General features: G+C 43.9%; 14 protein-coding genes. 9 read left to right on the plus strand and 5 right to left on the minus strand.

The window, feature by feature from the left end:
- Positions 1-116 precede the first annotated feature (116 nt).
- On the minus strand, positions 117-1,052 hold the full coding sequence (locus tag AAEM60_RS04765) for an iron-hydroxamate ABC transporter substrate-binding protein (protein ID WP_299742446.1): 936 nt from the start codon (positions 1,050-1,052) through the stop codon (positions 117-119).
- 502 nt (positions 1,053-1,554) lie between these two features.
- Here AAEM60_RS04765 and AAEM60_RS04770 point away from each other — a divergent pair.
- Complete coding sequence (locus tag AAEM60_RS04770; protein WP_341357551.1) at positions 1,555-2,877, plus strand: HAMP domain-containing sensor histidine kinase; 1,323 nt, start codon at positions 1,555-1,557, stop codon at positions 2,875-2,877.
- 457 nt (positions 2,878-3,334) lie between these two features.
- On the opposite strand, the gene AAEM60_RS04775 is transcribed toward AAEM60_RS04770, so the two are convergent.
- Positions 3,335-3,550 carry a hypothetical protein gene (locus AAEM60_RS04775; protein ID WP_299742451.1) on the minus strand — a complete coding sequence of 72 codons (216 nt, stop codon included), beginning with the start codon at positions 3,548-3,550 and terminating at the stop codon, positions 3,335-3,337.
- A gap of 98 nt (positions 3,551-3,648) precedes the next feature.
- Here AAEM60_RS04775 and AAEM60_RS04780 point away from each other — a divergent pair, with 98 nt between their 5' ends.
- Positions 3,649-4,629: a DUF1835 domain-containing protein gene (locus AAEM60_RS04780; protein WP_341357552.1), complete on the plus strand. Its 981-nt coding sequence runs from the start codon at positions 3,649-3,651 to the stop codon at positions 4,627-4,629.
- Positions 4,630-4,654: 25 nt separating this feature from the next.
- Here the strand turns inward: AAEM60_RS04780 and AAEM60_RS04785 are convergent, their stop codons facing one another.
- Together AAEM60_RS04785 and AAEM60_RS04790 are read right to left on the minus strand one after the other, a co-directional pair.
- Complete coding sequence (locus AAEM60_RS04785) at positions 4,655-4,825, minus strand: hypothetical protein (protein WP_299742456.1); 171 nt, start codon at positions 4,823-4,825, stop codon at positions 4,655-4,657.
- A 226-nt stretch (positions 4,826-5,051) separates the two neighbouring features.
- The gene (locus AAEM60_RS04790) at positions 5,052-6,245 is read right to left on the minus strand and encodes an ABC transporter permease (protein ID WP_341357970.1); all 1,194 of its coding nucleotides are present in this window, start codon (positions 6,243-6,245) and stop codon (positions 5,052-5,054) included.
- A 285-nt stretch (positions 6,246-6,530) separates the two neighbouring features.
- Between AAEM60_RS04790 and AAEM60_RS04795 the strand changes: the two genes are divergently transcribed.
- The 5 genes from AAEM60_RS04795 to AAEM60_RS04815 all read left to right on the plus strand — a co-directional run bounded on the left by AAEM60_RS04795 (position 6,531) and on the right by AAEM60_RS04815 (position 12,463).
- Entirely contained in the window at positions 6,531-6,938 is a 408-nt protein-coding gene (locus AAEM60_RS04795) for a YbaN family protein (RefSeq protein ID WP_262371814.1), read from the plus strand.
- A 48-nt stretch (positions 6,939-6,986) separates the two neighbouring features.
- Positions 6,987-7,169, plus strand: coding sequence for a hypothetical protein (locus AAEM60_RS04800; protein ID WP_299742462.1), 183 nt, complete (start codon positions 6,987-6,989; stop codon positions 7,167-7,169).
- Positions 7,170-7,323: 154 nt separating this feature from the next.
- Positions 7,324-7,530: a hypothetical protein gene (locus AAEM60_RS04805; RefSeq protein WP_341357553.1), complete on the plus strand. Its 207-nt coding sequence runs from the start codon at positions 7,324-7,326 to the stop codon at positions 7,528-7,530.
- Positions 7,523-7,894, plus strand: a complete 372-nt coding sequence (locus tag AAEM60_RS04810; protein ID WP_341357554.1) for a hypothetical protein — start codon at positions 7,523-7,525, stop codon at positions 7,892-7,894. The genes AAEM60_RS04805 and AAEM60_RS04810 overlap by 8 nt, the downstream gene beginning before the upstream one ends.
- Positions 7,895-8,323: 429 nt before the next feature.
- The gene (locus AAEM60_RS04815) at positions 8,324-12,463 is read left to right on the plus strand and encodes a S8 family serine peptidase (protein WP_341357555.1); all 4,140 of its coding nucleotides are present in this window, start codon (positions 8,324-8,326) and stop codon (positions 12,461-12,463) included.
- A 386-nt stretch (positions 12,464-12,849) separates the two neighbouring features.
- Here the strand turns inward: AAEM60_RS04815 and AAEM60_RS04820 are convergent, their stop codons facing one another.
- Positions 12,850-13,314, minus strand: coding sequence for a MarR family transcriptional regulator (locus AAEM60_RS04820; RefSeq protein ID WP_341357556.1), 465 nt, complete (start codon positions 13,312-13,314; stop codon positions 12,850-12,852).
- 97 nt (positions 13,315-13,411) lie between these two features.
- On the opposite strand from AAEM60_RS04820, the gene AAEM60_RS04825 reads away from it, so the two are divergent.
- Together AAEM60_RS04825 and AAEM60_RS04830 are read left to right on the plus strand one after the other, a co-directional pair.
- On the plus strand, positions 13,412-14,395 hold the full coding sequence (locus AAEM60_RS04825; protein WP_341357557.1) for a ring-cleaving dioxygenase: 984 nt from the start codon (positions 13,412-13,414) through the stop codon (positions 14,393-14,395).
- Between the two features lie 5 nt (positions 14,396-14,400).
- Positions 14,401-15,021, plus strand: coding sequence for an alpha/beta hydrolase (locus AAEM60_RS04830; RefSeq protein ID WP_299742479.1), 621 nt, complete (start codon positions 14,401-14,403; stop codon positions 15,019-15,021).

The following is a 15,021-nucleotide window of genomic DNA, read 5'->3' on the forward strand; positions in this document are numbered from 1 at the left end:
GATTAGTGGAAATGGTTGTTTGAGAATTCCAGCGTGTTAAAAGGATAAGTGCAACAAGGGAAATTAAAAAACCGCATGGACTCCAACAATCCATGCGATTTTCATATATTGTAAGATTAGTTCATCTCTTCAAGGAACGCTTTATTAAACACATCCAGAAGATATTCCAGTGTGATTGGATCACTATACGTAATCGCTTTTGTATCTAATTCTATGACTCTATTGTTTTTAACAGCAGGGATATTCTTCCATGTCTGTGTTTCCATAAATGAACCGTCACCGTCCTGGTTTTTACTAAGGACGATATAATCTCCTGCAAACTCTGGAAGGACTTCAGTGCTTAGGGCATAGTAGCCTGGTCCTAATGCATTTTCTTTCACTTTTTCAGGCATTTCCAGTTTCATTGTTTGATATAATAATTCGGTGCCCCGCGCCCAGTTGTTCCCGAATACATAAGCCGATTTCGTATCGTATTCAAAGACTGATACAGTGGCATCCTCACCGATCTTTTCTTTAATCTCTTTCCCTGCTTCATCTGCACGGGTAGTGAAATCTTCAACCCAATTTTTTGCTTCCTGCTCTTTATTGAGTAGCTTACCGATTTCGATTTGCTGTTCCAGGTAATCCAATTTCCCCCACGTATATGCAACTGTAGGAGCGATTTCACTCATCTTATCAATATTTTTCGAGTGTGAGCCCACGATGATAAGGTCTGGCTCCAGCTCAACGATTTTCTCGATGTTTTCCTCTGATACCACTTCAATTCCCTCCAGTTTCTCTTGAAACAGGGGATTCATATTCGTCCATTCATCGACCCCGACAATTTCACCATCCAAGGCAAGTACGTTTGGAGCGTTCGAAAGCGCCACAATACGGGTAGGATTTGCCGGTACCTCAACAGGGCCGGTTTCTGATTGATATGTAATGGTTTCTGATGCTGATTTCTGATTAGCATTCTCTTCCTTTTGTTCAGTCTTTGCCGTCTCGGTGCTGCCACAAGCATGAAGAATGAAGATTGCCATGAGCAGGAAGGGGATGAGTATTTTTTTCAATTTGTTTTCCTACTTTCTAATTAATATTGATAATCATTCTCAATGATGTTTTAAATATACTAATGATGATTATGGTTGTCAATAAAATTTTACATTGGTTCAAAAGTTTGGATAATTGGAAATTATAGTGATTTTTTTTGTATACGAAGGGTGCTTTAAAGACAGGGGGGCGTTCTTTAAATTGAACAGTGGTGGGTCAGGTTCCCATACCTTTATGGGTCATCTACAGGTGGAAATATGGTTTGTGAAACTAGTAAACGAATAATATGATCAAAGGTATATGATGGGGACCTGCCCCCTTGGGATAATTCTCTAACGTGCCGGGGCAGGCCCTGATTTATAACGGGGACAAGGGACCTGTCCCCGTGGCTTTCGCTCTCTGTCGAAAAACATTAAGTCGGGACTTATTAATGATGAAACAAATTCCATCCATTTCCGTTATAATAGTTATTGATGAGTGATTTTTGTTAATATTAAAAAAATAATCGAAAGTAGGGAAGCAATGGCGATGAATCATTCTGATTTGCTGACTGGTTTACTGTTGAACCTTCTTGTCATTTTGATCGTTATTCTACTTTTAAACTTTAATTATCTTTCTAGAAATAAAGTACATAAGCTTCACATTCAACCACTTTCGATCTATTTGGCCAGTTCACTTCTCTTGTTGCTTAGTCTGGCTTTGTCCGTTCAATTTGAAGATGGATTTGTCTATGATTTGCGGTTCATCCCTTTTCTATTAGGGGGGATATACGGTGGGAAGCGGGTCTTACCTTGGCTTGCTGTCACGATGATTGCGATCCGTGCTCCGATGATGGGTCCGGGATTAGTGGTTACGGTGATCATGGCGATTGTCTTCACGTTTGTGATTTTGTATATGCGTCCGATATGGGAGAACAAAGCATGGAAGACGAGGGTATACTGGTATACGTTGATGTCGTTCGGTTACTCGGTTCTTTCTTTATGGATCCCGTCAATGATCTTTGATTTCGATTATTCGAGCTCGTTCCTGGTCTATACGGCTGTCCTGAGCGGCTCTACATTCTTTGTCTTTTACTTATGTGAAATCATCCGAAAGATTTATACTCTTCAGTTGGAAGCGATTAAATATGAGAAAATGCAGGTGGTCAGTCACTTGGCAGCCAGCATGAGTCATGAAGTACGGAATCCTTTGACAACGGTAAAGGGATTTCTTCAGCTGATTAATGAAGATCCTTCCAATGTAAGCACCAATAGCGAACTGTCCAAGGTGGCCGTCAGTGAAATCGACCGTGCCACAGAGGTGATCAACCAATACTTGAACTTTGCCAGGCCTCACCCGGAGCTTGAGATGGAAGTGGGGATCCGGAATGAGATCAACCGTTCGAAGGAGATCATCATGCCCCTTGCTGTCAAAAAAGGGATCATCTTAAAGGCAAGCATCCTTCATCACCTTTCAATCAAAGGCGATCCCAACAAGCTGCAACAGGTTCTCATCAACGTCATGAAAAACGGCCTTGAAGCAATGGAAACGGGTGGTACGCTGCGAATCTTTAGCTATCAAGAAGGAGACAAAGTGTTCATTGTCATTAATGATACAGGAGTCGGGATGACCAAGGAACAACTCATGCGCCTAGGGGAACCCTACTTCTCCATGAAAGGCAAGAACGGGACAGGCCTCGGAATGATGACCGCCTTCCAACTCGTCGAAGGCATGAAAGGCACCATCAAAGTCCTAAGCAAACCGGGCAAAGGAACCTCCGTCATCCTATCCTTTCCAGTCCATGGGGGAGAAGAAAAAGTAAAAAGCGTCAAACAAACAACAAAGGTCCGTCCCTCACTGCGTTAATGCTTTACCGGAGCGAGGGACGGACCTTGGCTTTTGAGGTGGGACAGTGGGGACAGGCACCTTGTCCCAGGATGGAGAGATTACTAGTTTCATTTCCATTTTGGTGCTTATTTCGGATAAGTGGATGTAGCTTTATGTATTTTATATAAATAACACGGCTATTCCAATGATCAGGAAGATTAGCAGGATCGATAATATGATTACTCTTCTATTCATGTTAGCAGCCTCCTAAGTTGATGAAGTTACACTCATCTTAACATAGATTTTCTGGGTCTTGATTCGCGTTCCCTGATAACGCGTTGAAGGGCCGGTGTCATTTGGGGTACTTCGGTCCAGGTCTTGGGTTGGAGCCAAGGTGCCTGTCCCCTTGGCCTTTTTCGTTATGATCGACTAGACAAGGGAAATAAAAAAACCGCATGGACTCCAACAATCCATGTGGTTTTCATATAGTGTAAGATCAATTCAACTCTTCAAGGAACGCTTTTTTAAATACATCCAGAAGATATTCCAGTGTGATTGGATCACTATACGTGATCGCTTTCGTATCTAATTCTATGACTCTATTGTTTTGAAAGGCAGGGATGTTCCTCCATGTCTGTGTTTCCAGGAAAGATCCGTCACCATCCTGGTTTTTGATGGCTTTAATGGGAGCGGGCTTTATTAAAAGAATCATAAACGATTTGGTTTATCGATACATCTGATTTAACGTTGAGCTCTTTGATATCATTACAAAATATGGATAGTTTTTCTATGTTAAGGCGGTGAAATAAATTGATTGATCAAATAAAAAAACTAGTGGAGCATTCAACAGAGGACGAAGTGAAATCCCTGCTATTCCACATACTGTTACGAATCAATATGGCGGAAGAAACAGAGCAAGCCCAGCTGTTAAAAGATCTGAAGAACACCTATCACAATTTTGTGGAGTATAAAAGAAGTCAGGCTGTGACGGTAAAAAACTATGAAACCGTCCATATCTTGTTTGGAGATTCTGCATCCGGGAGTTTGAAAGTGGCCTTAAAAGAAAGGGATGTAGGAGACGCTAAGGTGCTCGCTTTTTCGGATGTGTTCTCCATCGGTCCCGTATGGAAACTGCATGAAGAACGAGGGCTTCATTACCGTTATGAATGGCTCGAAAATCATATTCTTTTTGAAGGTGATGAACTAGCGGAATTCCTTGAAAGGTTCAATGAAACGATATCGGAGATTGAGGCGATTCCTGATCATATTCCCATTACGATTTGGGTCGGTGGAAATGCTCACGAACAAACGGCCATGCGATATGTTCTGTATCTATTAAAAGAAAAGCAAAACGATCTGTATATCATGAATACAACCCATTCCCATACCTTGCACACTGGAGAACTTCCCCCAGAGAAGGTAGGGCTCATATATGAAAAAGAATCTGCTCCATTGAATAAAGAACAAAGAATAGCTTACGAAGAGGAGTGGCAAGAGCTGTCTGCCACACAGGAAGTATTGAGAATCTGGGAGAATGGTGAAATAAAAAGGGTCCGGGAAGATTATTATGATGAGTACATCATCCATACAGCTGAAAAACTGCATAAAGAGTTGGAGAATCAGGGGTTCATGAAATCAGCGCGACTGATAGGTGAAGTGCTGGGCCATGTGGAACAATATATCGGTGACGGATATTTTGAGTATCGAGTAAGGCATTTAATCATGAATGGCGTATTTGAGATCGAAGGGGTCCCGAAAGCGATGAGGTGTTATAGTGTGAAACGTAAATAAAATGGGCGGTTTTTCACGCCCATTACTAATCCTGCAACTTCTTATCCAGCTTGTCAGAAATGCTTTGCAGGATCCGGTTTTTCTCTTGTTGGATCTTCAGGAACTTCATCAAGAACCAGATGATGAATATAATGGGAGCCAGGTAAAACAAAAGGGTCAATAGCGGGAAAATGCTGAACAGGACATCATTGGACATGGATGGGTCTCCTCTCGGTTATTGGATAATTATAACATATGTGAGGGTGTATGATTCTTGTATTTAAACAAGGAGGAGAAAGGTTAAATCCAATGAGACCTCTGGATGTATCTGAACACGCTATGAAAATAGATAAAGTGAAAATGAACAATTATTCCAGCAGCTCTTCAAATTAAAAATACAATAAAAAAATGGTCAGCATCTAAAAGCCCTGACCATTTTCCAACTAACCTTCTATACTTGCTTGAGGTTTCGCTTCTCCACCAGCACTGGGTTTTAAGGCAGTGGCCAGTATCACAAGCATGCTCCCCAACCCAATCCATACAAGCGTCGAAACAGGTGAACTCCACGTCAATCCTTTTCCGAAGAAGAACAATTCACGTAAACCTTCTACCATGAATCGCATTGGGAGCCATGAATAAAACCAATCGCGATAAAACGACGACATCATTTCAGGAGCCATGGCAAGCAGTGGTGCTCCGAAGAATAGCATTAAGACAAAGAGGGGCATGCCCTTAAGTCCGATCAGTGAAAGAATGCTTGAGATCATGAGATAAAAGCTGAATGACGTGAGACTCAGGAACAAGGCGGTATCGGTCATATCCGGGATAGTGAATCCGATCAGCCCTTCAGCCATCCAGGTTAAACCAAATCCGACGACAAGGGCGACTACCGCACCGATCAGGATTTGGAGGAACTTTGCTGCAAGCTTTTCTTTTCGATTGGAGGCGGATACTTTGGTGACAGCGAGATAGATGATTGCTGCACTTGCCATGCTTGCCATCCAGAGAGGCTGGAATAGTGACACAGGCGCGTTTCCATTTGCGCTATTCGTCCCGATTTCATTCACGTTGGTCACGTTTTTCGTAATCGGATTAACCAGGCTTGAGACTTGTTTTGGCGTCAGGGTGACACCTTGCTTCTCAAATCCATCAAGGAGCTGCCCGCGAACATTGTTGTTCATATTGTCGACGACTCCATTCACCATTTGTCCGGCAGCAGTGGCAGCCATTGTATTCATCCCTTGGTTAATGTAAATATTCACTTCAGGGGAAGTTGGATCCGGTGTACGCAAAGAAGCCTGCTTCGCACTGAAATCCCCCGGAATGACGAGTGCTGCGTAATACTCTTGGTTATCTAATCCTTTTTGTACAGCTTCTGTACTTTTTACTTCAATCCATTTCACGGCATGGTCTTCATCCGTATTTGATTTTGACATCGTTTGGATCTTTTCAAGCAGTGTTTCGCCCATATTCATCTTTGGTTGATCTGGCATCTGCACACCCTGATCTTCATTTACAATCGCAATCGGCAAATTCTTCGGTTGGGGCTGAACCGATGGGAACAGGGTCAGGGAGAAAATAAAGATAATGGCCAATGCAATGAGAGGTGAGGCCAGCACCAGTTTGTTTTTGAAGATCTTCATATGTTTGAACCTCCGTTTAAGAAAAATATAAAAGGAGTGAGTAATCACTCACAATTAATATTACTTCCTTTTTAGGGAAAGTCAATAAAAAAGTGAGTGATCACTTTTTTAATTATGGGTCAGTCTCTCTTCCAAGTCCACCCATCAATCGCCACACAATTAACATAAATCCCCTAAACAACTACCCGGACCTTCCTGTTATAGTTATAGTACAATGAAGGTTAAAATAAAGTAGATAATGAATGTCTATTAATCTAGCGATGGTAGGGGAAATCAATCATGACACTGAAAAAGATAAAGAGCATCCTGTTTATGCTGCTTGGCTCGATATCCCTGGTGTTCGGGATTGCCGGCACTGTGCTTCCGGTTCTGCCGGGTGGCCCGTTTTACTTATTTGCCGCGTTTTGCTTTGCAAAAAGCTCCAAGCGGATCGATCGTTGGTTTAAGAGCACAGTCATATATGATAAATATGTTCTCGCCCTCCTTCAAAAGAAGGGGATGACCCGGAAAGAGAAGATCAGGATCAACGTAACGGCTGATTTCTTTATTCTGCTTTCAGTAGTATTCGTGGATATCCTGTTTGTCCGGATCATCTTAATCGGTCTCGCTTTATATAAGCATTATTATTTTATAAAAAAAATCGAAACGATCTATCCGGAGTCGTATCAGGTGGAGAAGAGCCAGTAATCTATGGGGATTACTGGCTTGGAATGAGCCAAGGAGTTACGAAAGACAATGCTGAAAAGATATCAATTAAAAAGCGATTTCAGAGGGTTTAAAAAAGGGTCCCACTTCTATTTGATTGCTGAATCGGAGTATATTGGCATCAAGGAATTTGTTTTACGAACGACAGATTTATCCACGAGAATGATTATCTCTGAAAGGGAAATGGAGAAATATTTTTTTCCTTTGAAATGATGCAGCCAAAAGACCCGTCGATAAAACGAGTCTTTTTTTTATGAGAAAATCATTTTTTCTTAGGCGACTATTTCTAAAAGGCTGTTGTCCAACACCAAAACATTTGAAATAATTGACATTAAGGCAACATAAAAAGTAAGGAGGGGGAAACAACATGATGTATTTTTTTATTTTCGTCGGAATTCTAATCCTTTACTTTGCTATTAGAATTTGGATCGGTTCCAGGAAGATGGAGTTTTACGGAGATAGCATCAAGAATACGTCCCGAAATCCAAGGGATGAAGCCTACGAAAAGTCCGCCCGGCACTCTCATCAAGCGATGAATTCGAATCACCATTCAGGTGGTGGATCCAATGGGTAACGGAAAATTTCATTTGAAACTAATGATGGTGCTCCTCGTTAGCTTGATGGCAGTCCTTTCATTATTAGGCTGTGCGAATGATGGGACGGGAGGCATTGACAGTGAAAAAGCCGAAGCTATTGCCTATGAACAATTTGAAAAAGATGTAAAGGAACATAATGAAACAAGCCGGGAGAAAATCAGTATGGATGACGTGGAACTCCTTTCCAATGAAACAAACTTCAGTAGTTCTTCAAAGGCATGGGAGATAACGTTTAACTATAAAGATGGGCTTTTGAGAGAAGAATCAGCATCCAACTCGATTGCTCAGTATAGTGTAAGTCCTGGGGGAGAAATCATTCAACAGTCAACTTCATTCAAATGAAAGACGCATGGACCACTCATCATGAGAGGTTCTTGCGTCTTTTTTATAACCCCAATCTCAAAGTGGCTATACGACTAAAAAAGATTCTTTCTCAGCGATAAGTGAGTAGAGAAGTCTATGATAACCGCATTTCCATAGGGAAGAAGAGAGGGATAAAACCCCAATTGTCCCATTCGTTAAACCATTATAGAATTCAACTAACATCACTAGATTGCGTACGAATCACTCCTTACTTCAGCTTCTATCACTCTACATCTCTACTCATTTCGAAAATCTACAACTTCATCATCGACCGACATTATACATAGCTTCTGTGAGGATAATCCATTGTCTATATGGGATGAAAAGTGATGGCAGATAGAAAGACGTTTGCTGTCGAAGAGAGGTTCGCTTCAACACGAAACAAAGTTCGAGAAAGGAAGGATGGAATTGAAACCATTCAATGCAGTAACAACAAGCTTCTTGGCAACCAGTTTACTAGTATCGGGGATTTCACCAGCGTTTGCAGAAGGAAGCTCAACGACAGAGGACAAGCTGGAACAGTATTTGCAACACGCCACCCAGGAGGATCGCGAACGTATTCATGAGGGGCAGAATCAAGCCGGGGAGAAATTCGTTTCTCCGGAGATTAATGTTCATTCAGATGAAGAGATTGCGGTCATTGTTCAGTTTTCACAAGATCCTGCAGAGGTGGAAGTGAAGAAGAAGGAGCTGAAGGGAGAAAAGGTTTCTCTTCAGGCTGCCAAAGAAAAGGTGCATAAAGTCCATCATCAATTTAAAGAAAAGGTAACGAAAAAACAGGCAAAAGCCAAAGGGAAGTCTACCATTCAAATCGGGACGGAATACCGTCAGGCCTTTAACGGGGTCGCGATGAAACTGCCGGCGAGTGAAGTGAAGGAGCTACTAACATACGATGAAGTCAAAGCGGTTTATGTAGATGCGGAGATAAAGGTGGATCCCGTTCCTTTTAGCGGGGAAATCACGGATTCTTCACCTGCGATGGATAGCCTATCTCAGATCTCTGCCCCGGCAGCCCACGCTGAAGGCTATACCGGTAAAGGAATTAAAGTCGGGGTACTGGACACGGGAATCGATTACCATCACCCGGATTTAAAAGAAGCCTACAAAGGTGGATATGATTTAATCAACAATGATGATGACCCAATGGAAACGACGTATGAAGAGTGGCTGGATTCCGGCCTATTGGAGTACCATCCACTGGGGGGGACCCCTTATTACACCTCTCATGGCACCCACGTAGCCGGGACGATTGCCGGTCGTACTGGGAATCAGGATGGGAATGGGGTCAAAGGAGTGGCCCCCGATGCAGATATTTATGCGTATAAGGTATTAGGTCCTTACGGCAGTGGGGCGATGTCAATAGTCATGGCAGGAATCGAGAAGGCCGTGGAAGATGGGATGGATGTCATCAATCTGTCACTTGGCGGTTCCTCCATCAGTCCTTTGGATCCTACTTCAATAGCCATCGACAATGCCATGCTGTCAGGGACAGTCGCCATTGTGGCAGCAGGGAACACCGGGGATGACCAGTATACGTTGGGCGCACCTGGGACAGCGAGTCTCGGAATTACTGTAGGGGCAAGTGATTATTCTGTTACGACTTCCCAAGCGGAGGGAACTCTTGTAAATAGATCAGAAAGCATGGATCTTACCAATATTCGTTTACTTGGGAAAGATTTTGGTTCCCTGGATGGACTCCTGGGCACAGAAGCCTCCATCACATACGTAGGGGTAGGACGGGATGCTGATTACGAAGGAAAAGATGTAGAAGGAAAAGTGGTCTTAATCTCCAGGGGATCCAACGGTGTGAATGAAAAGATTTATATTGCCAAACAACATGGGGCGAAGGCAGCGCTTATTTTCAATACCAATCCGGATGAAGGGCATATCCCATATTATTTTGGGGAAGAAGTGGCATTCATTCCTGGATTTTCTTTAACGTATGAAGATGGACAAGCCTTACTAGGATCTTTAAAAGAAGACACTAGATTCTCGTTCAGCCATTTCGAAGAGGTTCAGTCTGAAGGTGACCACCTGGCCGGTTTCAGTTCTCGCGGTCCGTCAAGAATGACCCATGACATCAAGCCGGAAATCGTTGCGCCGGGTGTCGGTGTTTATTCCTCCGTCCCAAGCTATATGCAGGGAAGCGAGTATATAGGCAATTATGATGTTGCCTACAAACGGGCTTCAGGAACGTCGATGGCAGCGCCACACGTAGCGGGTGCAGCAGCTTTACTTCTTCAGGAAAATCCGGACTTAAAGCCGGAAGATGTAAAAACGGCCCTGATGAATACAGCGGATGAAGTGAAGGGGGATACGAGTGTGTTTGAACGGGGTGCCGGGCGGATTGATGTCTATGAAGCCATGCATGCTGATGTGGAAATCGAAGTGGAGCATGAGATCCTGACGGCATCTCCGGATTCAGAGGAAGCCCATGAAGATGAAACGCACGATCATACAAGTCATTTGGTGGATCAGATTGTCGAGCACAGCGGTGACCTGAGTTTTGGGGGGATAAGTCAAACAGGGGAAAATCTATCTGAACGTTTATCCGTAACCCTTCATAATAACAGTGATGAGCAGAAAAAGTTTGCCATCTCGTTTGAAGAGAATGGGATCGATGGTAACCAAAGCATGAAAGAAAATGGAGTCAGCCTGTCGTTTCCTAAAGCTGTAAATGTGAAAGCTGGAAAAGACAAGGATCAGAATGTGTTCTTGAACATTCCGAAAACGGCTAATCCGGGATTTTATGAAGGGATGGTGACGTTCACGAATCGAGAGAAGCCGGATGAGGTGTACCAGCTGCCGGTAGGGTTCCGTCTGTTGGATACAGGAATCAAAGAAGTGACGGCCCATTTTACTTCTTTCACGACTCGACGCGATTTCAATAATGGGTATATGGGATACTCACCGATTACCTTCTCCCTGAATAACGGAATGGAAACAGTGGATATTGTTCTGAAGGATGCAGATACAGGAGAAGGTCTTGGGGTGATCGATTCGTTCCCGTTTTATTTACCTGAAGACTATCTCTATGGAATTGAGTTTGGATTTGTAGGCCTGTACTATCCGTTCACAGGAAATGCCGACAATCCAGTAGCCTACTCAAAAACATTGGCTCCCCCAGGAAATTATGAGATTGAAATCGTCGGGACGGATTCAAATGGGAAGACCTATCGAAAATCCGACAATCTGTTTATTGAAAACACACTGCCGGAAGTAAAGACCGAGCAAAGGGGCGGGGTGTACGAAGTCAGCGATGAGGGCCTTGTGATAAATGGAAACATCCATAATGACCAGATTGACAAAATGAAAGAATACGGGGAAACCTTTGATCAGTCTACAAATACAGTCAGTGTACTGTCCTCAAGTCCGTACAGCATGACACCTGTTAACGTAGACGGGGAAGGAAACTTTGAAGCTGAATTCCAACTGCCTGAAGGAAAAGAGACAGGGAAATTCACCCTGAACTACTATGATCAGGCCGTGAATGGGATGAAGGATCATCCGGATCAAACGTATGATCTGATTAAGAAAGGGACGCCGTATGCGAAATTGACTTCTTCCAAGAGCGATGTAAAATACGGGGAATCCATGACCTTGCACCTTTCCTCTCATCACACTTCGATTCTTGGGGGCACCTTTGATGTCCGTTATGACAACTCTGTCTACGAAGGCTTTGACGTAACCATCAGTGAGGAGCTTCGAGCATTTGCAGATGAGCACGAAGTAGAGATCGTAATAGAAGCAAACGATTCTGTTGTGTCGGGATCCAGAACGACCATCCCAGTGACCTTGACGGTAAGCGGAGAACTGAATGAAGAAATACCAAACGGGATGAACCTGCTGGACATTCAAGTAAACGTGAAACAAACACCGGATACGTATAAAAAATGGATCTATCCAATTGAATTGACGAAATCTGAAGTGACTTCTTCAAATGGGGAAACCACCATCATTCGATCGTTTGGCAAGGGAGTCAACATCCTTCCGACCCATTCCCAACTTGAAGGCGGGTTTTTACCGGAAGGATTCACCGATGGCGTTTGGTTCCGACCTGGCCTTGGTATGTCTTCTGTAGGAGCCAAGGTGAGCTTGTCGGATCAAGCGGGGAATGTTCGCGATGGCGGTATCAATCGCGGGGCCAGATACACCTTTAAAGAGCTACCCGTTACGGATGAAGAATATGATATCAAGATTACCCTCCCTGGGCACTTTACGCGTCATGCAACCGTCAGCCACTTGGAGGACGAATTCAACGGTGAGCCGACTGGACGAATGACCTATATCTTCTACGCAGAAATCCAAGCGGGGGATGTCACCCAGGATGATGTCATCGACGTGATGGATGCCATCGAGGTCCAGAAGCATTTTGGAACCGACCACCGCGCGGCAGATATCAATTACGATGGCAACGTGGACAAGACCGATTTGCAGTATATCATCGACAACTATCTGGTGCAGAATCCGGATGTTCCACATCCTCCTGCAGCCAAGACAGAAATGGATGGGAAAACATTAGATGATATCGTTGCAGAATTGAATTGAGAAGGGATGAACGTTTCTCAAAATAACTTTTAAAAGTGAAAGAGAGGCTGTCGATATAAGATTGACAGCCTCTTTTTTCATTTTCGATCACTCATATTGAACTCGTCCCTCTTCTATAACCATCGCCCTGCCCGACCTATTTAGTTAAGTTATAGTTAATGAATATTAAATTTAGTTAAATTTACATTAATGATAATTGATTTTATACTAGTTGTGACCTTGAAGAAATATTCATGATTTCCCAACTATATAAGGACTCCCTATCATTGACATTTTGTTAGTTTAGTTATAAACTGATAATCAAAGGGAATGATGATAGAACTTGTCATCCAGGTTTCATGTGCACATAAAAAAAGAACGGCTTGATCGCTTGAATCAATGCCGTTCTAGTTTTCTTCAGTTGACTCCATATGCTTTTGGACTTTTTTCAGAAGATCGATCAGTTGCATCTGCTCGGTTGGATCGAGTCCGCAGAACTGGGAGGCCTGGAAGTCCTCCTGATCAGGGACGACCTCATCGTAGAGTTTCTGACCCTGATCGGTCAAGGAAATCGTTTTCGTTTTCCAATCCTGTTTGCGCTGGACCCACCCCAGCTTCTCCATTTTTACAAGGAGCTGCGTAATGTTCCCTTTAGTGACAAACAGTTTCTCGCCGAGTTCTTTCTGGGTGATTTCGTTATGAATCCCGACTTGGATCAGGATATCGAATTGTGCGCTTGTGAGGCCCCACTCTCTCAGGTGCTCGTTATTCCGGCGGATGCTGTGGTTGTAGACCCGGGAAAGGCGAAACCAGATCATCAATCCCAGTCGCTTATTTTTTTTAGAGTTATTCGTATCGCGTTCGCTGCCCATTGTAAGATTCTCCTAAACGGTTTGTGTATCTAGTTTAGAAACAAGGGCGCCGAATGTCAAATCATACAAATATTGAAATCTTGAGGAGGTCATGTCTATGCAATTGAAAGGAATCCATCACGTATCTTCATTGACGGCGAATGCCAAGCAAAACCTGGATTTCTACACACGGATCATGGGACTGAGATTAGTGAAGAAAACCGTCAATCAGGATAATACCTCATATTATCATTTGTTTTACGGTGATGAAAAAGGAAATCCCGGAACGGAACTGAGCTTCTTCGAAATACCGAATATGGCGAGGAAGCATCCCGGTACAAACAGTATTTCCGGCATGTCGTTAAGAGTGAAAACCAACGATGCCCTTACGTATTGGCAGAACCGCTTTGAGGAATACGGTGTTGTGTATGCACCGGTCACCGAGCGTTTCGGGCATGCCGTCTTGCCTTTTTGGGATTCAGAGGGGCACGAGATGACCTTGATCTCTGATCAGAATGATAGAGGGGTAGAGGCAGGGAAAGCATGGACAGGAAGTGGCATCCCAGAAGAATATGGAATTACAGGTCTGGGTCCAGTTAAGCTTACGGTTAGATACTTGGAGCCTACGATTCAGGTTCTGACTGAGCTCATGGGGTACAGGTCATCGGGAGAATACAGAGCCGGTGACGACGACTCCCATCTTGTCTACGTCTTTGAAACGGGTGAAGGAGGCAATGGCTCTGAACTCCATGTGGAACAGCGGAAGGACCTCCCCGACGAAAGACAGGGCAGGGGCAGCGTTCATCATGTGGCCTTCAGGGTCGAAACGGAGGACGAACTGCGGGAGTGGGTTCGACATCTGGAGGCGGATGGATTCAAGACATCGGGATTCGTCGACCGTTATTATTTCCAGTCCCTTTACGTCACAGAGCCAAACGGAATCCTGTTTGAGATTGCCACCGATGGCCCGGGCTTTGATCTGGACGAATCCATTGATGAGCTGGGGGGACGTTTATCCCTTCCAACGTTCCTGGAAGATCGCAGACAAGAAATCGAATCCAACTTAAAGCCTTTACCTTCCCCTTTTAAAGGAAAGGATTGATAGATATGAAACATTTTTTTCATGACAGTGAAGAGTCCAATCAAGTATTTATCCTATTACATGGAACGGGTGGCCGGGAAACCGATTTATTGCCTGTCGCCGGTCAAGTGGATCCGTCTCTTTCGGTTCTGGGAGTGAGGGGAGAGACTATTGAAAATGGGCAGTTCCGTTATTTCGCCCGTACGAAAGACGGTGGAATGGACGAAGGCTCCCTCCTTGAGAAAACAGGGGATGTTCTCAACTTCATCGAAGAAGCAGCCACCACGTATCAAATAGACAAGCAATCCTTCCACCTTATCGGATATTCGAACGGCGCCAATATGGCGATCAGCCTGCTGCTACACCGTCCTGATCTGTTCCGCACTGCGATGCTGTTTCATCCAAGTCACCCCCTGCAATCATTTGAGAAAAGTGATTTGGGGGGGCGGGACATCTTTATGACAGCTGGCGCAGTGGATCAAATTACCCTGCCGGGAGAGGCGTTTCAATTGAAGGCTCATCTCAGTCGTTTGGGTGCGGATGTTTCCATGCATATAACCGATCACGGACATGAACTAATGAAGTCTGAGTTCAGGGAAGCGTCTAAGTGGTGGAAAGAAATAAACATAGATGATAGGGAGAGATAA

The organism is Rossellomorea sp. y25, from assembly GCF_038049935.1.
Classification (GTDB): Bacteria; Bacillota; Bacilli; order Bacillales; family Bacillaceae_B; genus Rossellomorea.